The sequence below is a fragment of the Insolitispirillum peregrinum genome (assembly GCF_900156605.1).
GTDB classification, from domain to species: Bacteria; Pseudomonadota; Alphaproteobacteria; order Rhodospirillales; family Rhodospirillaceae; genus Insolitispirillum; species Insolitispirillum peregrinum.
The window spans coordinates 303726-323412 of record NZ_FTOA01000003.1 but is presented as its reverse complement, the minus strand read 5'-3'; the positions used below and the strand labels follow the sequence as shown (position 1 = coordinate 323412).

Genomic DNA, 19687 nt, shown 5'->3' with positions numbered 1-19687 from the left:
GAGGCGCTGCCATGATGCACGGTCCCGCCATTCACCCCGGCGAAATCCTGCGGGAAGAGTTTCTGGTGCCGCTGAATCTCAGCGCCTATGCCGTCGCCAAAGCCTGTGGCATTCCCCGCACCCGCATCGAGCGGCTGGCCAAAGAGGCAACCCCGATCACCGCCGATACGGCCTTGCGGCTGGGGCGGGTGTTCAATACCGGTGCCGAATTCTGGATGAACCTGCAAACCCTGTACGACCTGAACGCCACCGGGCGGACGCTGGATCTCAGTCACATCGTCCCCCTGATTGCAGATCAGGCCCCGGCCCGGATGGCCCCCTTCTGACCGCTCAACGCTGGTGCAAGGACACCACGTTTCTTGCTGCCACTTCCCCGCTTGTGATCTTCTGCAGGCTCGCTGCTCTAACTTTTTGTTTTGTCGTATTGTTGTTGCGAAAAGGCCGATGCGGATCATATGGCATGGCTGTCATGCGCCAAAGAACAACGGGCGGCCTGGTCGGGAGGGCCGCCCGTTGCGTTTGGGGCATCAGGGTGTATCTGACCAGGAGGCCGATGCCCCAAATCCTGTTTAGAGCAGCGTGCGTTAAACCGGACGCAGGCACGCTGCTCTAACCTTTTGTTTTGTCGCATTGTTCTTGCGAAAACCGGTTCCCACTTTTCGCACAATGCTCTAGGGGCGGGAGAACAATAAAAACAGGTGATGGGGCATATGGGGATTATGCATCATGTCGATAAGCCGCATATCCATCGCCGTCTCAGCCATCCGAATGAAACGCTTTTTCGGCAATCCCGGACGGCCAACCTCCCACCAGTGCTTGGCGAATTGGGCCTCTTTGGGAAGCTGGTGAAATGGACGACTATCAATCGCACGGCCACCCAGTCCATCGGCGGTAAAGGTGATGGTCTTTGACCACGACCTGAACGGAATCCGCAGCGTCCAGGACAGACCGAACCATGCCCCGCTATATGGAACTGAAATATAGACGTATTTGCCTGAGAAGCGCGCCATGTGCTTCAGCATGCCCGGCACATTCTCATAAGGATTGTGCTCAAGACATTGGAAAGAACAGACCATATCATACGTTTTCCCATCAAACGGGAAATCATCAATAGTCGATACTACATCCGGATAAAATCTATCAATAGCATCGACGCTTGTATAGTCCAAACCAATATGGCGCATCAGGGTTCTGGTCACATCCCGACCACCACCGAATTCCAGAACAGATGTGATATCCGGGCGTTGCGCTGCGACACTGCACTGATAATAGATGGACATCCAATGCGGTTGGCGGTGTTCCATAAAATCCTGTGCGAAGTAACGCCAATCCGCACCTTCTTTTCCACCGAACTTCTTTAAAGGATCGTATTCCGGCATCCTTCGGTCTCCATATTCCTTAGGGCCAGAGCCTTGAATGTGGACAGCACTCACAGCTCCAGGCTTTTGTTTTACCGCATTGTTTTTGCGAGAACTGGTTCCCGCTCTTCGCGCAATGCTCTAGAGAAGCAGCATTTCCACTCATTCGCGGGGCAGCTTACCCTGATAGCCTCTCGACAGGAAGATGGCATTATGAGATGGCCCCGTCCCTTTGGACAAATGGGCGAGGGCCTAAACTAAGCACCAAGTTAAAAGAATGGCGGCTTCTACCTGACTTCGCCGCCTTCCGAGCCGAGATAAAAAAGGTTTTCAAAGCCGATATTCCGTTATCTGAACGGTCCGACCGGGAAGACTGGATCACCCGTGACCGTGCCGAAATGACCCGCCTATCGGCAGAAACCACCCAAGCCGAAGCCCAGATTGATAAGATCGTTTACCAGCTTTTCGACCTGACGCCCGATGAGACTGGGCTGTTGGAATGAGGTAGCCTCGGAAAATCGGACAGAGTGATAAGCTAATCCCGACCTGATAAAGGACGGAAAAATGGGTAAGGTTACACGGAAACTATATTCGGTAGAGTTCAAGCCGAAGGCTGCCCTTGAAGCGATCAAGATTTTCCGGCAAGGCGGAAGCGGCAACTACGACTGACCCTGCCGAGATTGGCCATCTGCATGCGAAAACGGGCTGAATTTCTCCCATTGCCATTTTATAGACGACCAGTCTAATATCCATCCCATGGACACGCACCCCACATCCCCCCGCCGCCGGGGAAGACCCCCCAAACAGCGCGACGAGCTTGTCGATACGCGTGCCCTGTTGCTGCGTGCCGGGCTGGAAGTCCTGACGGAAAAAGGATTCTCTGCCACCGGCCTTGATGAAATCCTGAAGCAGGTCGGTGTTCCGAAAGGCTCGTTTTACCACTACTTCGACAGCAAAGAGGCTTTCGGGCTGGAGCTGGTCAGCCTGTACGGCGCGTTCTTTGCCAAAAAGCTGGACCGGCATTTTCACAATCACACCCTGTCGCCACTGGCACGGGTCCGGGCCTTTATCGACGACGCCAAAGACGGTATGGCCCGCTACGGCTATCGCCGTGGGTGCCTGATCGGCAATCTGGGGCAGGAAATGGGGGCCTTGCCGGAAAGCTTCCGCCTTCGCCTGCACGGGACTTTCAAGGACTGGCAAGACCGCCTCGCCGGCTGCCTGAACGCTGCCAGACAGGCGAACGAAATCGCCGATACCGCCGACGTTGACCAACTGGCGGCTTTTTTCTGGATCGGCTGGGAAGGCGCCGTTCTGCGCGCCAAGCTGGAACAAAGCCTGTCGCCGCTCGACACCTTCGCCGACCATTTTTTTACCTGCCTGCCCCGTCGCTGAGTTTTTTTACCAGTCTCTAGACGATCAGTCTAATATCCCGGGAGGAAATCATGCCCAAAGGCATCCTGATCGACAAAGACCAAACCGGCTATCACGCCCGCCTGCAAGAGATCGACGACAGCGCCCTGCCAGACGGGAACGTCACCGTCCGGGTCAGTCACTCAACCCTCAACTACAAAGACGCCCTCGCCATCACCGGCAAAGGCCCGGTGGTGCGCAAATTCCCGATGGTCCCCGGCATTGATCTGGTCGGCACCGTCGAAGACAGCAGCCACCCGGACTACGGTGCCGGTGATCAGGTGATCCTCAATGGCTGGGGGGTCGGCGAAAGCCATTGGGGTGGGCTGGCGCAAAAGGCCCGCCTGAATGGTGACTGGCTGGTGCCGCTGCCAGCAGCCTTTTCGCCGCAACAGGCGATGACCATTGGCACGGCGGGCTACACCGCCATGCTGTGCGTGCTGGCGCTGGAACAGCACGGCGTCACACCGACCGATGGCGAAATTCTGGTCACCGGCGCCGCTGGTGGTGTTGGCAGTGTGGCGGTGGCCCTGCTGGCCAAGCTAGGCTACACGGTGGTCGCCATGACCGGCCGCCCCAACGACAGCGATTACCTGACCCACCTTGGCGCCGCCGAGATCATTGACCGCGCGCTGTTTACCTCACCGGGCAAGCCGCTGGGGAAAGAACGCTGGGCCGGGGCGGTCGATGTGGTCGGCAGCCACGTTCTGGCCAACGTTTGCGCCACTACCAAATACCGTGGGGTGGTCACCGCCTGCGGTCTGGCGGCGGGAATGGATTTCCCGGCAACGGTGGCTCCGTTCATCCTGCGCGGGGTGACATTGGCAGGCATTGACAGCGTGATGTGCCCACGGGCTGACCGCCTGCGCGCCTGGCAACGGCTGGCCACCGACCTTGACCTCGAAAAACTCGGAACCATCGGTCAGGAAGTGAGCCTTGCAGAAGCTCTCTCCCTCGCTCCCCGCCTGCTGGACGGCGCGGTACGCGGGCGACTGGTCGTCGACGTCAACCGCTAACAGCAGACACATCAGAAAGGCTTCTTTCATGCCTCAGAATGACACCCGGCCGGTCAGCCGTTTCACCGTCCCGGCGCTGGCTGACATGCCCGACGATATTCGTGAGCGTATTCTTGCGGTACAGGAAAAGTCCGGCTTCATCCCGAACGTCTTCCTCACCCTCGCCCATCGCCCGGACGAATTCCGCGCCTTCTTTGCCTATCACGACGCCCTGATGGACAAGCCCGGCGCCCTGACCAAGGCCGAGCGGGAAATGATCGTGGTCGCCACCAGCAGCATCAACCAGTGCCAGTATTGCGTGGTGGCTCATGGTGCCATCCTGCGCATCCGGGCCAAAGACCCGCTGATTGCCGATCAGGTGGCAACCAACTACCGCAAGGCCGACCTCAGCGACCGCCAGAAAGCGATGCTGGACTTCGCCGTGAAAGTCTCGCAGACCGCCCATCTGGTCGGCGAAAGCGACTTCGAGGCACTGGCCGGACACGGCTTTAGCGAAGACGACATCTGGGACATGGCGGCCATCTCGGCCTTCTTTGGCATGTCAAACCGCCTTGCCAACGTCACCAGCCTGCGCCCGAACGCCGAGTTTTACAGCATGGGCCGCTGACAGGCCCCTCCGCCCGGGATTGGCTTTGGCCCGTCCCGGGCCCCTTATTTGGCCTCGTACCAGCCCTTGGAGGCATTGACGATCCGCACCACCGACAGCATCACCGGCACCTCGATCAGCACACCGACCACGGTCGCCAACGCCGCCCCCGACTGAAAGCCGAACAGGCTGATCGCCGCCGCCACTGCCAGTTCAAAGAAATTGCTGGCCCCGATCAGGGCCGACGGCCCGGCCACGCAATGGGCAACCCCCAGCTTTTTGTTCAGCAGATAGGCCAGACCGGAATTGAAATAGACCTGAATGGTGATCGGCACCGCCAACAGCAAAATCACCATCGGCTGGGCGATGATCTGTTCCCCCTGAAAGCCGAACAACAGCACCAGCGTCGCCAGCAAAGCGGTCAGGGACACCGGCCCCAAAACCGCCAGCACCCCGGCCAAAGCCTGCGGCCCACGCGCCAGCAGCACCCGCCGCCACAGTTGTGACAGCGCCACCGGTACGACGATATACAGCACCACCGACAGCAACAGGGTATCCCACGGCACCGAAATGGCCGACAGCCCCAGCAGCAGGCCAACAATCGGCGCAAAAGCCACCACCATGATCGCGTCGTTCAACGCCACCTGCGACAGGGTAAAGTGCGGCTCGCCACGGGTCAGGTTGGACCAGACAAAGACCATCGCCGTGCAGGGGGCCGCCGCCAGCAGGATCAACCCGGCGATATAGCTGTCAATCTGGTCGGCGGGCAGCAAGGGCCGGAACAGGGTGGCGATGAACAGCCAGCCCAGCAAGGCCATCGAGAACGGCTTGACCGCCCAGTTGATGAACAGCGTAACCCCGATCCCTTTCCAGTGCTGGCCGACCTGATGCAAGGCGCCAAAGTCGATTTTCAGCAGCATCGGGATGATCATCAGCCAGATCAGCACCGCCACCGGCAGGTTGACCTGCGCCATTTCCAGCCCTGCAATCGCGTGGAATGGTCCGGGAAACAGATGCCCCAGCGCCACCCCGGCAACGATGCACAGGGCAACCCACAGCGTCAGATAGCGTTCAAAAAAGCCCATGGCCGGTTTTTCCTGTCCGTCGGACATCTCAGACCTCCCCCGCCTTCTCAAGTCCCAGCGTGATCAGCCGCTGCATGCGGACAGAGATCATCTCGTAAACCTCGCGGAACACCGCCAGCCGTTGCTGGTGGCTGCCCTCGGCGGCGGCGGGATCGGGGAACCCGACATGCAGCTTGCGCGGCACGCCCGGCCACAGCGGACAGACTTCACCGGCGGCGTTATCACAAACAGTGATCACCAGATCCATCACCGGCGCATCGGGGCGGGCAAATTCATCCCATGACTTTGACCGCAGGCCCGCAGTGGCATGGCCCTTTTCCTGCAGGATTTCCAGCGATAGCGGATTGACCACCCCCGTTGGATGACTGCCCGCGCTATAGGCTTTCCAGGCACCGCCCCCCAGATCATTGATCAGACACTCGGCCAGAACCGACCGCGCACTGTTGCCAGTACACAACACCAGCACATTATGAACCGTCCCGTTCATTCTGATGGCCTCCCACAGCAGGGCTGCACCGCACCTGCATCATCGTTCAGGATCATCCCGTCCAGTGCCGAGCGCCCCTGATCACACAACACCTGAAGAGGAACCCTGTTGACCTGTGCCAGCACACGCCGATCCTCGGCAATGGTCGGGCAATCAGACAGGGCATCGGCCACCACCGCCAAAAAGCGCGGGGCATCCGCGTTCAAAGGACGATCAGCCAGACGGTAATAAACCCACTTGCCCTCCCGCCGCTGCTGCACCAGCCCCGCGCCCTTCAGTGCCGACAGGTGCTTGGAGATGGTCGCCGGAGCCAGCCCCAGAACAGTGGTGATCTGGCACACGCACAGCTCGCCGCTGGCCAGCAGTTTCACTATCCGCACCCGACTGGGGTCCGCGATTGCCTTGGCAACGATTTCGAATGTTTCCAGCATGACCCTTCGCCACTATCATTTCGCTAATTGAGAAATTGATAGAACCGTAGATATCATGCTGTCAAGGGCATCCCGATCCGGGATGGTCGGAATTACGCGGGGACAGCCTTTCGACATGACTCGCGTGACGGTTGCTCAGACCACGCGGCAAATTAGGCATCAAGAGTATCAAATCAATAAAAACAACTATAAATAGCAAAAATGAACGGTGAATACCAATGAAACAACTACACATGTCAACAATAATTGCAAAATTAAAATCACAAAAAAGAGAATCCTGTTTTCACTCAACAGAATTGGACATATATCAGAAACACATACTTCTTAGAATACATTGCAAAATGCATCTGCCATCACCTTCCTGCAACGCAAAATGCAAAATTATCCCTAAAATAAATAAAAAAAATATATATCCACACAGCACACTCAAATAGTTTCATTCAGAATCAGATCGTTGCCCAGCATATGATTGATGACATGCAATTCATATCAATGGCACGTTTCATGCTTGTCACATTATGAATGGTGCAAATGGAGGGTGGCATGCTGATGGAATTCGGCTCTAAAAAATCTGCGGTGGCCTTGTCGAAAAAGATGGCGTCAACGCTGATTGCCGCATTGGACAATCAGCCCACCTCGATCATGGTGATGGACCTGCAGAGCTTCACCATCATCTACGCCAATCGTGCCAGCATGAAAATGCTCCGCTCTGTTGCATCCCTGCTGCCCATTCCCGTTGATTCAGTTGTCGGTTCATCGATTGATGTCTTCCACAAGGTACCCGACCGTCAGCGGACCTTGCTGCGCGATGTGAAAAACCTGCCCTATCACACCATCGTTTCCCTCGGTGACGAAAAGCTCGACCTGCATATCTCCCCGATCCTTGACGAGGCTGGCAGCTATTACGCCGCAGCCCTGACATGGTCGGTGGCCACCCAGCGTCTGGCCATCGAAGCCGAAAACTACAGCCACCTGCAGATGCTCGACAACATGCCGGTCAATGTCCTGTACTGTGATCTGGATGGGGTGATCACCTACATCAACAGTACGGCCAGAAAGACACTGGAAACGCTGGCATCCTACCTGCCGTGCAAGCCTGACCAGATCATCGGCCAGACCTATGACATCTTTCATCGTCATCCCCAGCACCAGCGCAAGATCGTCAGCAACCATGCGTCCCTGCCGCACCGGGCAAAGGTCAAGCTGGCCGATCAGCACCTTGACCTGACCATCAATGCCGTGCGGAACGGTAAGGGCGAGGTGATCGGCACCATGCTGACCTGGGCGGTAATTACCGAGCAGGTGAACCTGTCACTGGCGGTGACCGAGATGACCTCCCGCCTCGGCTCGATCAGCCAGAACCTGCAATCGCAGGCGGCTGCCGGAGCCGCCGCCGCCGAAGAAACATCGGCGCAAACGCAAAGCCTGCAGGCTGCGACCGAACAGCTTCACAGCTCTATCGAAGAAATCGGCCAGCGCACCACCGCCGCTGCCGACATCAGCACCCACAGTCTGGGCGGGATGGAAGAAGTCAATACCCTGATCGGCGACCTGTCCGAAACCTCGCGCGAGATTGGTGAAGTGGTGTCCCTGATCAACACCATCGCCAGCCAGACCAACCTGTTGGCCCTCAACGCCACCATCGAAGCCGCCCGCGCCGGTGAAGCTGGCAAAGGCTTTGCCGTGGTGGCCAATGAAGTGAAAAGCCTGGCTCGCCTGACCGCCTCGTCCACCGAGAAAATTACCGGCCACATCAACACCGTGCAAACCATCGTCCGCAAGTGCAGCGAGGTGGCCGACACGGTTCTGGCGCAATCCCGCCAGATGACCGAAATCACCGTGCAGATTGCCGCCGCCATTCAGGAACAGTCTGCCGCCACCAGCGAAATCGGGGCCAGCATCGATCACGTTTATCAGGCGTCGTGCGACAGCAGCAAAAGCTCGATCGAAACCCTGTCGTCGGCCAATGAAATCACCGACTCAAGCTCGGAATTGCGCGGCAACATCCAGAAGTTCATCGACAACACCTGATGGCTACTCTGGAATACAACACCACAGGGGTCGATCGTTCTGGATAACGATCGACCCCTGTGCGGTTTTGTGCGGATACTCTGGAACCAGCCCCCTTGCCATCACTGGCAAAAAACCCGATAAACCCCGGCCGCAAGATCCACCGATACGATGCGGTGGTTATTGGTATCACTGATCAGCACGCGACGGGCATTTTCGGCCCACACCCCGGCAGGCTCCCCCAAAGGCCGACACAGCGGATCCAGACATTGCCCCAGATCCAGCGTTGATACCTGCTGCTGATGGGGAATGACGTGGCGCAGAACGGCATTATAGCTGTCGGCAACCAGCAGGCTCGCCAGTTGATCCGGCTGCTCATCCGGTAACAGGCACACCCCCAGCGGATGCTGTAACTGCGCCTGCCGGATCTCCCCATCCCGATGGCCGAACTCGAACAGTCCACGCCCGATCATGGTAAACACCTGTTGCCTGTCCGCATCAGCCTCCAGCGTCAGACCGCGCAGGGCCGATGTTTCACTGTCGGCAAACCACAAAATCCCGCGCTGCCGATCCAGGACCAGCCCGCTGGGCTGGGCCAGCAGAGCCGTCTCCACCGGCCCGTCAACGATATTCTCGCCCCCCGTACCGACAACGGCCACCACCTGCACCCCACCATCCGGCTGGACCTGCAATCCCAACAACTGATGCGTTCCGGCATTGGCGACGTACAACAGGGGCCCGGCACTGGCGACAACCTCCACATCCCATGGCGATGCCAGTTCCAGACGGTCCCCCACAGCCACCTGTTCGCCCGTCCTGATCACCCCTCCGCGTCGACCGCTTCCGGCCAGCGTCGATACCGTTCCGTCAGCCAGATCAATCCGCCGCAGGGCATGGTTCCCGGTATCTGCCACGTACAGCGCGTGACTGTCAGCCACCAGTCCTTGCGGCGAGCGGAAACAGGCTTTGCCCATCGTTCCGTCCTGCAAAGCAGCCTGCCCGCTGCCAAGACGGGCACACACCGCCCCATCTTGATCCAACAGGACAATCTGATGGTGCCCGGCATCGGCCACCGCCCAGCGCGCCCTGTTGGCAAAGGCCGGAGGCACCGGAAGCGGCTTGATCTTGCCGGGGAACGCCAGCGCACCATCCAGCATCGGAGCATCCTCAACCGGAAACGGCAACAAATCCGCCGGGACGATTTCCCTCCGTTCGACAAAGCCATGCAAAATGGCCCCCAGCCCCTGAATCAGGCGTTCAGGATCAGGTTCGCCCGACACCTGCCCGATCACATAGCCATCGGGGGACACCAGCACCAGCGTTGGCCATGCCCGCACGGCGTATTCCTGCCACAGCTGCATGTCGGGATCATGGATCACCGGATGGCGGATCTGATAGCGATCAATGGCCGCCCGCACATTGGCGCTGTCGTGTTCGGCGGAAAACTTGGGCGAATGCACCCCGATCACCTGCACCAGACCGGGAAAGGCCTCTTCCACCTGATGCAGGGTTGGCAGCACATGCATGCAGTTGATGCAGCAAAAGGTCCAGAAGTCGAGTATCACCAGCCTGCCCCGCAGGCTCTGCAGCGACAGGGGCGAAGGGCTGTTCAGCCACATCAAGCCGGGACGATCAATTTCCGGAGCACGCGATAGACCAATCATCGAAACGTCCTGCATAAAAACCGTACGGGATCAACCCCATACGCTTTGCATCGAAGGAAGGGTTATAGCGAGATGTCGTCATTCCACGAAGCCCCTTCAATCCCTTGCCGAAAAGTTCGCCCCCTGCCTCTCGGTACACGGCAAAAACAAAACGATCATGGAGCGCTGCTCCAAACCTCGCTAGGGCCTTGAGGTATCAGACCCCATTGTATTGATATTGAAAGAAAAAATGTGGGATTCGGGGGCATCGCCCCCGGGCAGATTCGGACGGCAGTCCGCCATTTTTCACCAACTGTCGTGTACTGTGGCGTCAGGTTCACCACACGCTGGTCTAGCCAATATGCACTCTGCACGATATACTATGGTAGAAGTGCGATCATACCATATCCGCCGCTCCCTCAGGTTTATCGAACGACCATGCGCGTCTTTCTTTCCCATGCCCGGCATCTGCAATGCTTGTCCCGCATCCTTCGCCCGCTGGCGTTCGGCTTTGCCCTGTTGCTGTTGCCCCCCCTGACCGCGTTCGCCGCCGAGTCCGGCTTTACCGGTATGGAAATTCAGGCTGCAGATCAGGGATTGCGGCAGGCTGTCGGACTGAAGGACGGACACGGGGGCATCATCATCCGCGACATCATGCCCGGCAGCCCCTCTGAACAGGCCGGGCTACAGCGTGGTGACATCCTGACGGATTTTGATGGCGTCAGCATCCAGAGCCTGAATCAGCTGGTGGCCTACATGCAAGGCACCAAGCCGGGGCAGACGGTCGCCTTCACCCGCTGGCACGGCGGCAAAAGCAACCCGCAAACCATCGCCCTGTCCACCTGGCCGACGGGCTGGGACATCCGGACCAACGCCGCCGCCGTTGTCCCCCGTCTGGGGTTGACGCTGGTTGCCCTTACGCCCGAGGTGCGCGAGAACGCGGGCCTGCGCTGGGGACGCACCGGTGTCCTGATCCGCTCCCTCGACAGCAACGCCCCCGCGCTCAAATGGGGCCTCGAAGCGGGCGACCTGATTGTCAGTGTTGGCCGTCAGTTGATCAGCAATCCGGCTGATGCCGATCAACTTCTGGCCCGGATGGGCGATCATTGGTACCTGCTGGTCGAACGTGACAATCAGGTGTTTCTGGCCGGGCCATCAATGGACAAGGCTCCGGTGGTTGCCACCGGCACCGTCCTTGCCGCCAAACTGGCCGATGGCCCGTTTGTGATGGATGTGGCCACAACCTCCTACCCCGGCTCGACCAATACGGCCCCCTTGCCTTCCCGGGCAGGGACACTGCCCGCCATGCCATCCCCCCTGCCGTCTCCGGCTGATCAGGAACAGGCTCTGGATCACCTTGGGTTGTCGGTTGCCACCCTGACCGATGCCCGCCGCAAGGACATGCGCCTGCGCTGGTCCTCACAAGGACTGGTGGTCACCCGGGTTGAGGCAGGCAGCCTGGCCCATCAGGCCGGACTGGCACCGGGCCATGTGATCTGGTCGGTCAACCAGAGTGCTCCGCCATCCATTGCCCACATCACCACCGCCTTGCAGGCCCCGGCCACAGATGACCGCTCGGCCGCCAACGCCGCCCTGCTGGTCGAAGCCCGCAACGGCTTCTTCCTCGTCACCCTGCCGCTGCGTGACACTCAGGCAGGCACCCTGACCGATGCCAACCCCCTCGCCCGCTTTATGGAAGACGGGACAAAGGGGCAAACCACCCCCTGACCCCGCCCCCTGACCTCTATCGTTGCGCCCCGGTGCGGCCGCGATCTTTACACGCTGCTCACCCCCCGACGGGGGTGCAGAGTTCGATCAGCGTGCCTTCCAGCGATCGAACGTAGGCAATCGTCTGCCCCCACGGCTTTTCGACCGGCGGATGGACCGGGGTCGCACCGGCATCAACCGCGGTCTGATAGGACTGCGCAACATCTTCGGTGACAAAAGCCAGCTCAATGCCGGGGGGAAGCGCGTCGGGCTTTACAGGGGCACAAGCCCCGTGGAAATTGGCCTCAGCCAGCTCCAGAGAGGCAAAGGCCAGCGTCGTGGAGCCGGTCTCCAGCTCACCGTACTCCCCTGAGTCATGTAAAAATCTTGTTTTGAAACCAAAAGCCGTCTCATAGAAGGCCAAGGTGTGGGCGACCGAAGCAACATAAATAATCGTGTAGCCAAAACGCATAAGGCACTCCTCCATCAGATTTGAAAGCAACTCCGAACAGACCAGCCCGTCTGCCTCACCGGATTTGCCGGATACCCAAGAACGTTAACACTCATGCTCCTGCCCCGCCCGCAGGATGGCCACCGTCTGGTACACCCCGGCCTCGGGAACGCCCGTCACCGGATGACCATTGCTCAGGCTCCAGGCGTGGGCGGCAAACACTCCGTTCTCTCGCCGGACACCCAGATGCACATCCACCGGCAGGCCACGCCGCCGCAGCATCAAGGCAGCAGCAAACGATTGCTGCAAACACACCGCCCGAAACGGTGCCCGCGCCGCCATGCGGGCAATCATCCCGGCCACCGCCGAAATCCGTGGGTCCAGCGGCCCGAGTGGTCCCGTCCTGTCCGCCGACTGCGGCACCGGCCGCAACCCCACCAGCCGCAGCGCCAGACGAAAGGGCATCACCAGACAGGCCAGCCGCGCCAGCGCAAGGCACACCATCGCCTCCACCGGCAAGCCAACCCGCCCGCGCCACTGCCGCAGGGTGTAACGGAGACCGGTCACCACTATGCCCCCAGCGGAGCAGGCTGCCAGACCATCTGCCAGTGCATCCCTGTCTGCCCGCTGACCACAAAACCGGCCCGCTGATACAGCGCCAAAGCCCGAAGATTATCGTCCAGCACCGACAGCCCCACCTGACCACCCACCGCCTGCGCCCGCTCCTGCAAGGCCCGCAGAACCGCCGATCCGATCCCCTTGCCCTGCCAGTCCGGCAGCAAGCCGATATCAATCAACCGCACGACAGAGGACGACAGGTCAACATACAGACGGCCAATCCGCCGCTCACCGTCCATGATCACCAGAAACTGCGCCAACGGATAGCGGCGGGTCCAGTCGGCATGCTGCAAGTCAAACTGGCTGGTGCAGAAATCGGCCCTGGCCTGATCAGACCATCCCGAGGGACGCAATTCCTCGGCCCGCAGGCTGGCATACAGCGTGCGCAAAAAGCCCTCATCCTTACGCGTTGCGGGCCGCAGGCGCCATCCGGCAATCCGTAAAATCGCCCCCCGTTCGGCGGGCCGCGCCGGAGAGGGGAAACCGAAAGCCTTGCCTTTGCCAGACAGGTGACCAGCCATCACGCTCATTCTACATGCTCCACAGGATACCCCGACAACGACAGCAACAGCAGTACCGGAGCCGCCCGGCCGGAACAACCCCCTGTTACAAAAAGGCAAAAACTCGCAAGTCGGGAGATGGCGCGGGCAGGGATGCCTCATGTCCGTGCAAAAATGTCGGAATAAACAGGGTCCGGCCTTGCCAGAGCCTCACCTTTCTGCCTACATGGTGTTATCTTTCAACACCATACAGGATAGATCATGGCCTCCATCACCCTGAAGGGAAATCCGGTTTCCACAGTCGGAGATCTGCCCGCCGTTGGTACCGCCGCCCCGGAGTTCCGCCTGACCCGCACTGACCTGTCAGAGGTCACTCTGGCCGATCTGGCCGGCAAGACGGTGATCCTGTCCGTCTTCCCCAGCGTTGACACCCCAACCTGCGCTACCTCGGTCCGCACCTTCAACGCCAAGGCCGCCGCCCTGCCGAACACCGTCGTGCTGTGCGCCAGTGCCGACCTGCCGTTCGCCCATAAGCGCTTCTGCGGTGCCGAAGGTCTGGACGCGGTGGTCTCGGCCTCGGACCTACGCGACAAGGGCTTTGGTGCCCGCTATGGCCTGACCATTGCCGCTGGCCCGCTCGAAGGCCTGCTGGCCCGTGCGGTGCTGGTGATCGGTGCCGACGGCGTGGTTCGTCACGCCCAGTTGGTCAGCGAAATCGCCGACGAGCCGGATTATGCCGCCGCGCTGGCTGCCATCTAAAGCAGGACACAGGGGAAAACAGGGACGTGGAGCGCTGCTCCACACCTCGCCGGGGCCTTCAGGCCCCGGACCCCATGAGTTCAGGTATGACGCAAAAAGGCTGCCCCCGTACAGGTTCGGGGGCAGCCTTTTTTTGCTCGGGGATCGTGGAGGAGAGGTGTGTTGGATGCCGACACAATCCGCGCCCCGGTGAAGAGGGCGACTTGATACCAACATCAACGTCTACACCGAGCACGGGTTTCAATCCACGCCCCTGTGAAGGGGGCGACCTCTTTAGGAGATGTTTATGTGGTATCTTGAAGATGTTTCAATCCACGCCCCCGTGAAGGGGGCGACCGCCCAACCATCACCAAGACATATATTACTACTAAGTTTCAATCCACACCCCCGTGAAGGGGGCGACCGACCTGATGGGGCTGGCCCGCACCATCAAGATGTTTCAATCCACGCCCCCGTGAAGGGGGCGACACACTTAAAGCATCAATACTCAGTTGGTCCGTGAGTTTCAATCCACGCCCCCGTGAAGGGGGCGACCCGGCAGGTCGCCCAAGAGCTGGGCCGGGACCCGGTTTCAATCCACGCCCCCGTGAAGGGGGCGACGTCTCTTGTTCCGCTTGCCATAAGCCATAATGGCGGTTTCAATCCACGCCCCCGTGAAGGGGGCGACCATCGCCCCTGACAGCCAGGGCCCACTTGGTGACCAGTTTCAATCCACGCCCCCGTGAAGGGGGCGACTTTGCTGATTATGAGGATGCGCAGTTGATGCGGCAAGTTTCAATCCACGCCCCCGTGAAGGGGGCGACCTCCAGCAGCGGAGCAGCCTGGATCAACGCGCCGTTGTTTCAATCCACGCCCCCGTGAAGGGGGCGACAATGATGCAGTAGAGCCGCCGCGCGCGGCGCCCGTTTCAATCCACGCCCCCGTGAAGGGGGCGACGTTCGAGGGCTTGCGCGGACTTGCGAGTCTCACGCGTTTCAATCCACGCCCCCGTGAAGGGGGCGACTCCCGGTAGTGTAACAGATTATATTTCTTCAGAAAAAGAGGGCATTTGCGCGAACCTCGACCATTTTTCCGGCAAAACATACGTATACAAATAATACAGGAATCAAGATCGTTATTTTTCAACGCGATAGAGCAGCGCGAACCTCCCGGAGTCTCCCGACACGCTTGCGGTTCGCGCCAACGCGCACCGCCCCCCATGACACCAGATAGATCATCAAGGAAAAAAGGGGGGATCGGGGGCATTAGAGCATTTTCAAGTTGACCGTCTCCGGTCAACGGCTCGGAAAATGCGGCACTCAAAGGGAAGAGCGTTTTCGCTCGGTGTGAAAACGCTCTAGCCCCCGAACGGGCGTGGGCGGTAGCCCACACTCCCCCCCAACAAACCCTTACAGCAGCGTATCGAGGAACCGCACCGGCTCGCCGATGGCCTGCCCCTGCAACTCGTCGTCGCGCATGACGATCTGGCCGCGCACCACCGTTGCCGTTGGCCAGCCGGTGGTCTTGAAGCCATCGAACGGCGTCCAGCCCGCGCGGCTGGCGATCCACGAGTCACTGATGGTGCGCGAGGCCTTGCGGTCGATCACCGTAAAGTCGGCATCATAGCCCAGCGCGATGCGGCCCTTGCCCTGAATGTTGTAGATGCGGGCCGGACCGGCGCTGGTCAGGTCGATGAAGCGTTCCAGCGACAGCTTGCCGTTGGCGACATGGGTCAGCATGACCGGCACCAGCGTCTGCACGCCGGTCATCCCGGACGGCGACTGCGGATAGGGCTTGGCCTTTTCGTCGAGGGTGTGCGGCGCATGGTCCGAGCCGAGCACATCGACCACGCCCTCGGCCACCGCTTTCCACAGGGCATCGCGATGACGCTCGTCGCGGATTGGCGGGTTCATCTGGGCCTTGGTCCCCAGCCGGTCATAGGCATCCGGTGCCGCCAGCGTCAGGTGCTGCGGCGTGGTTTCGACGGTGGCCCAGTCCTTGTGATCGGCCAGATAGGCCATTTCCTCGGCGCTGGTCACATGCAGCACATGCACCCGCCGCCGGGCGGCTTCGGCCAGACGCACCAGCCGCTGGGTGGCGCGCAGGGCGGTTTCCTCGTCGCGCCAGACCGGATGCATGTGGACCGGCGCACCGTCCTTGACCAGTTCCCAGCGTTCCTTCAGGCGGTATTCGTCTTCGCAGTGGACGGCAATCCGGCGATAGCCCTGTTGCAGCACGCGGGCGACTTCACCGTCTTCGGCCACCAGCAGGCTGCCGGTGGACGAGCCCATGAACACCTTGATCCCGGCACAGCCCGGCAGGCGTTCCAGCCCGCCGAGGGTGTCGATGTTGTCGGTCGCCGCCCCGATGAAGAAGGAAAAATCGCACCAGGCGCGGTTTTTCGCCCGCTGCACCTTGTCGGCCAGCGCCTCGGCGGTGGTGGTGCCCGGCTTGGTGTTCGGCATTTCAAAAATACCGGTCACGCCGCCAAGCACCGCCCCACGGGTGCCGGTTTCCAGATCTTCCTTATGCTCCAGACCCGGCTCGCGGAAATGGACCTGGGTGTCGATCACCCCCGGCAGGATGTCCTGACCCTGACAGTCGAGGGTCTGCTCCCCCTGCCCTGCCAGCGCGCCAAAGGCCACCACCCGCCCGTCCCGGACGCCGATGTCCGTCTCTACCGGGCCGCCCGGCATCCAGACGGTGCCTTTGCTCAACACCAAGTCGAAACGGTCACTCATGGACTCTTCTCCACAATCAAAAGCGCACAGTTACGCCGCTGCCAGCACGCTGGCCACATCACCATCGCACCGCTGCCCTTCCAGATGGTGTCGCGCCCACAGCGCGTAAACCAGCAAACTCCAGGCCGCGAACAAACGATCCTTGTCGGTGGCGACGAACAGACCGCGCACCGCCGCCGGATCGGCAATCTCCTGCACCGCCGGAGTTGCCGCCACCCACTCGCCCAGCCGGGCACCATCGCGGGCGATCCATTCCCCCACCGGCACGGTAAAGCCTTTCTTGCGGGCAAAGGGCTGCGCTTGCGGCAGGGCCTTGTCCAGCCAGCGCCGCAGCAGCCATTTGCCGGTGTTGTCCTTCAGGGTCAGCCGGTCATCCAGCCGCATCGCCACCCCAGCCACCACCGGATCGAGGAACGGCACCCGCCCTTCGACCCCGTGGGCCATCAGGCAGCGGTCGAGCTTGGTCAGCAGGTCGTTGGGCAACCATTCGGCCACATCGGCGGCCTGCAAGCGTTTCAGGCGCGAGGGATGGGCCAGCCACTGCTGCGGAGCATCGGCAATCGCCCGCTCGGTCTGCGTCAGACCGGCCCGCCAGCCAGCCCCGGCGCGCAGCACCCCCAAGCCGTCAAAGGTTCCCCGCCGCCGCATCGGCTTGGCGAACGGCCACGGACGCAGCGCCGCCCGATAGCGGCCATACCCGGCGAACAGCTCGTCGCCGCCCTCGCCGGACAGGATCACCTTCACCGACTGCCGGGCCTGCCGCGCCAGCAACCATGTCGGCACCACGGCATAATCGGCCACCGGATCATCCAGACTGGCGACAATCGACGGCAGCCAGCGCCAGAAATCCTGTTCAGTGATTGCCAGATCACTGTGTTCGGCTCCACAGGCCTTGGCGACCAGCGCCGCCTGCGACCGCTCGTCATGCACCCCGCTGCCGGGGAAGCCGGCGGTAAAGGCCCGCACCGGCTGATCGTTCAGGCGGCTCATCAGCGCCAGCACGGTGGCACTGTCCACCCCGCCAGACAGGAACATGCCATAGGGAACATCAGACCGCTGGTGCGCCGTCACGCTATCCAGCAACGCCGCTTCCAGCGCCGCCAGCGCCTCGTCTTCGCTGCGCAACAAGGGGCCGTCGGACGGGATCAGCGCATCGGACAACGCAAAGCGCCGCTGCCGCGACACGATCCGCCCGCGTTCGATCACCACCGTTTCGCCGGGCAACAACCGCTCGATGCCCTGCAACGGCGTGCGGCTGCCGGTGGAAAACTGCAAGTTCAGCATCTCGACCGCCGCCGCCGTTTCGACGCGGGCGGCAGGCAACAGCCCACTGGCCAGCAGGGCGCACGGCTCGGAGGCAAAGGCCACGCCAAAGTCCCCCTGCGCAATGTACAGCGGCTTGATGCCGAACGGGTCGCGGCACAGCACCACCCGGTCGCGCGCCGGATCGGCCAGCGCAATGGCATACATGCCGCGCAGGCGGCTGGCAAAGGCGGTTTTCTGCGCTTCGGGGGCTTCGTGATAGAGGAACAGCGGCGCTTCGCAGTCCGACCCGGTGCGGAATGGTCGCCCGCTCAATTCCTGTCGTAACGGCAGATCGTTGTAAATCTCGCCATTGGCCACCAGCACCAGCCCGTCCGGCCCGTACAGCGGTTGATCGCCGGTGGTCAGGTCAACGATTGCCAGCCGGGCATGGGCCAGCCCGATGGCACCGACGCGGACGCTGTGGCAGCCATCGGGGCCGCGATGGGACAGCGCCTGCGCCATCCGGTCGAGAACCGCCGTCTCGGGAGCCTGACCGATGGCGCTCGCCACCCCGGCAATGCCGCACATTGTCCCGTCTCCCCGTCAGACCGCAGGTGCCGCAAGGCGGCGGAAAAAGTCCTGATAGCGGGCAACCACCGCCGCCTCGGTAAACTGTGCCTGATAGGCGGCCCGCCCGGCCTCGGCCATCGCCGCCAGCGCCGCCCGGTCGGCCAGCGCCGCATTCAGAGTGTGCGCCATCGCCGCCACATCGTCCACCGGCGTCAGCAGGCCGGTCACGCCGGGAGTAATCAGCTCGCACGGTCCCTGACTGGCTGCGGCCACCACCGGCGAGCCTTGCGCCCACGCCTCGATCACCACATTGCCCAGTGGCTCGTGGCGCGAGGGGCAGACGAACAGGTCGGCAGCCGCGTGCAGGGCCGGAGCATCGTTGCGCCAGCCCAGAAGGCGCAAGCGGTCGGCCACCCCCAGTTCCTGCGCCAGAGCCTCCAGCGCCGCCCGTTCGGGGCCTTCCCCGGCAATCCACAGATAGGCCCCCGGCACCTGCGCAAAGGCGCGCAGCAGGGTATCAAAACCCTTGTTCCCGTGCAGTCGGCCCAGCGCGAACAACACCGGAGCCGTCTCGGGGGTATTCAGGCTGACCCGACTGACCGGCGGAGCGGAAACCTCTTCGGCGAAGTTCGGCAGGTAGTGCGTCCGTTCGCTCGGCCAGCCTTCGCGGATCACGTACTCGACCAGATCCTGCGTGTTGCAGACCAGATGGTCGCAGGCCTGATAGTATTTCAGATCGTAATAGCCCCCCAGCCGCGCCACATGGACAAAGCCCTTGCCGGTGGTCTTCGGCGGGGTGAAGCGGGTGGCGCGGTTCATCCAGCTCAGCACCACCTGCGGCGCAAAGCGGGTGATTTCAGCGGCAAAGCGGCGTTTGGTGGTAAAGTCGAACAGCCCGCCAAAGGGCAACTCGACGGCGGCAATACCGCCTGCCTGCAACGTCGCCGCCCGCTGGGGGTTGCGCCGGATCAGCACCCGTTGCTCGGTCCCCGCTCGGTGCAGGGCGAGGGTCAGTCGTTCGAAAAACAGCTCGGCGCCCCCGTGGGCGGCCCCGGCCATTGCTTGCAGGACGCGCACTGACTGCACGG

The 19687-nt window shown here is 61.3% G+C and carries 19 protein-coding genes and 1 CRISPR repeat array; of the genes, 8 read left to right on the top strand and 11 right to left on the bottom strand.

The genetic code is table 11. The features are described from left to right. Positions 1–11 precede the first annotated feature (11 nt). Positions 12–326, top strand: coding sequence for a HigA family addiction module antitoxin (locus BW995_RS09190; RefSeq protein WP_139332844.1), 315 nt, complete (start codon positions 12–14; stop codon positions 324–326). 345 nt (positions 327–671) lie between these two features. Here BW995_RS09190 and BW995_RS09185 read toward each other — a convergent pair whose 3' ends face one another. Further along, entirely contained in the window at positions 672–1379 is a 708-nt protein-coding gene (locus BW995_RS09185) for a class I SAM-dependent methyltransferase (RefSeq protein ID WP_076399893.1), read from the bottom strand. Positions 1380–1576: 197 nt separating this feature from the next. Between BW995_RS09185 and BW995_RS09180 the strand changes: the two genes are divergently transcribed. The 4 genes from BW995_RS09180 to BW995_RS09165 all read left to right on the top strand — a co-directional run bounded on the left by BW995_RS09180 (position 1577) and on the right by BW995_RS09165 (position 4394). Then, positions 1577–1861 (top strand): hypothetical protein, encoded by a 285-nt coding sequence (locus tag BW995_RS09180; RefSeq protein WP_076399892.1) that lies wholly within the window; start codon positions 1577–1579, stop codon positions 1859–1861. 253 nt (positions 1862–2114) lie between these two features. Continuing rightward, positions 2115–2753, top strand: coding sequence for an acrylate utilization transcriptional regulator AcuR (gene acuR / locus BW995_RS09175; RefSeq protein ID WP_076399891.1), 639 nt, complete (start codon positions 2115–2117; stop codon positions 2751–2753). Positions 2754–2803: 50 nt separating this feature from the next. Further along, positions 2804–3787: an acrylyl-CoA reductase (NADPH) gene (gene acuI, locus BW995_RS09170; protein ID WP_076399890.1), complete on the top strand. Its 984-nt coding sequence runs from the start codon at positions 2804–2806 to the stop codon at positions 3785–3787. Positions 3788–3815: 28 nt separating this feature from the next. Next, positions 3816–4394: a peroxidase-related enzyme gene (locus BW995_RS09165; protein WP_076399889.1), complete on the top strand. Its 579-nt coding sequence runs from the start codon at positions 3816–3818 to the stop codon at positions 4392–4394. Positions 4395–4438: 44 nt separating this feature from the next. Here the strand turns inward: BW995_RS09165 and arsB are convergent, their stop codons facing one another. Genes arsB through BW995_RS09150 form a run of 3 tightly spaced genes read right to left on the bottom strand, consistent with a single transcriptional unit; the run spans position 4439 to position 6376 of the window. Beyond that, complete coding sequence (arsB, locus tag BW995_RS09160; RefSeq protein WP_076400421.1) at positions 4439–5458, bottom strand: ACR3 family arsenite efflux transporter; 1020 nt, start codon at positions 5456–5458, stop codon at positions 4439–4441. Between the two features lie 28 nt (positions 5459–5486). Further along, positions 5487–5945, bottom strand: a complete 459-nt coding sequence (locus tag BW995_RS09155; protein WP_076399888.1) for an arsenate reductase ArsC — start codon at positions 5943–5945, stop codon at positions 5487–5489. Then, positions 5942–6376 carry an ArsR/SmtB family transcription factor gene (locus tag BW995_RS09150; protein WP_076399887.1) on the bottom strand — a complete coding sequence of 145 codons (435 nt, stop codon included), beginning with the start codon at positions 6374–6376 and terminating at the stop codon, positions 5942–5944. The genes BW995_RS09155 and BW995_RS09150 overlap by 4 nt, the downstream gene beginning before the upstream one ends. Positions 6377–6919: 543 nt before the next feature. Between BW995_RS09150 and BW995_RS09145 the strand changes: the two genes are divergently transcribed. Further along, the gene (locus BW995_RS09145; protein WP_076399886.1) at positions 6920–8407 is read left to right on the top strand and encodes a methyl-accepting chemotaxis protein; all 1488 of its coding nucleotides are present in this window, start codon (positions 6920–6922) and stop codon (positions 8405–8407) included. Positions 8408–8508: 101 nt separating this feature from the next. On the opposite strand, the gene BW995_RS09140 is transcribed toward BW995_RS09145, so the two are convergent. After that, positions 8509–10050 carry a thioredoxin-like domain-containing protein gene (locus BW995_RS09140; RefSeq protein ID WP_084194709.1) on the bottom strand — a complete coding sequence of 514 codons (1542 nt, stop codon included), beginning with the start codon at positions 10048–10050 and terminating at the stop codon, positions 8509–8511. 417 nt (positions 10051–10467) lie between these two features. Here BW995_RS09140 and BW995_RS09135 point away from each other — a divergent pair, with 417 nt between their 5' ends. Beyond that, a complete protein-coding gene (locus BW995_RS09135; RefSeq protein ID WP_076399884.1) occupies positions 10468–11757 on the top strand; it encodes a PDZ domain-containing protein in 1290 nt (429 codons plus the stop codon). 58 nt (positions 11758–11815) lie between these two features. Here BW995_RS09135 and BW995_RS09130 read toward each other — a convergent pair whose 3' ends face one another. The 3 genes from BW995_RS09130 to BW995_RS09120 form a co-directional block, all read right to left on the bottom strand. Continuing rightward, the gene (locus BW995_RS09130) at positions 11816–12208 is read right to left on the bottom strand and encodes a VOC family protein (RefSeq protein ID WP_076399883.1); all 393 of its coding nucleotides are present in this window, start codon (positions 12206–12208) and stop codon (positions 11816–11818) included. Between the two features lie 84 nt (positions 12209–12292). Next, positions 12293–12754 (bottom strand): lasso peptide biosynthesis B2 protein, encoded by a 462-nt coding sequence (locus BW995_RS09125; RefSeq protein WP_139332843.1) that lies wholly within the window; start codon positions 12752–12754, stop codon positions 12293–12295. A gap of 2 nt (positions 12755–12756) precedes the next feature. Beyond that, a complete protein-coding gene (locus BW995_RS09120; protein WP_175617030.1) occupies positions 12757–13335 on the bottom strand; it encodes a GNAT family N-acetyltransferase in 579 nt (192 codons plus the stop codon). A 231-nt stretch (positions 13336–13566) separates the two neighbouring features. Between BW995_RS09120 and tpx the strand changes: the two genes are divergently transcribed. Further along, positions 13567–14064: a thiol peroxidase gene (gene tpx, locus BW995_RS09115; RefSeq protein ID WP_076399881.1), complete on the top strand. Its 498-nt coding sequence runs from the start codon at positions 13567–13569 to the stop codon at positions 14062–14064. Between the two features lie 171 nt (positions 14065–14235). Beyond that, positions 14236–15067: a CRISPR direct-repeat array (repeat unit 32 nt; unit sequence GTTTCAATCCACGCCCCCGTGAAGGGGGCGAC). A gap of 385 nt (positions 15068–15452) precedes the next feature. Here the strand turns inward: tpx and BW995_RS09110 are convergent. Genes BW995_RS09110 through BW995_RS09100 form a run of 3 tightly spaced genes read right to left on the bottom strand, consistent with a single transcriptional unit; the run spans position 15453 to position 19685 of the window. After that, positions 15453–16784 (bottom strand): dihydroorotase, encoded by a 1332-nt coding sequence (locus tag BW995_RS09110; RefSeq protein WP_076399880.1) that lies wholly within the window; start codon positions 16782–16784, stop codon positions 15453–15455. Between the two features lie 30 nt (positions 16785–16814). Then, entirely contained in the window at positions 16815–18617 is a 1803-nt protein-coding gene (gene asnB, locus BW995_RS09105; RefSeq protein WP_076399879.1) for an asparagine synthase (glutamine-hydrolyzing), read from the bottom strand. A 15-nt stretch (positions 18618–18632) separates the two neighbouring features. Then, the gene (locus tag BW995_RS09100) at positions 18633–19685 is read right to left on the bottom strand and encodes a glycosyltransferase (protein ID WP_245821364.1); all 1053 of its coding nucleotides are present in this window, start codon (positions 19683–19685) and stop codon (positions 18633–18635) included. Positions 19686–19687 lie beyond the last annotated feature (2 nt).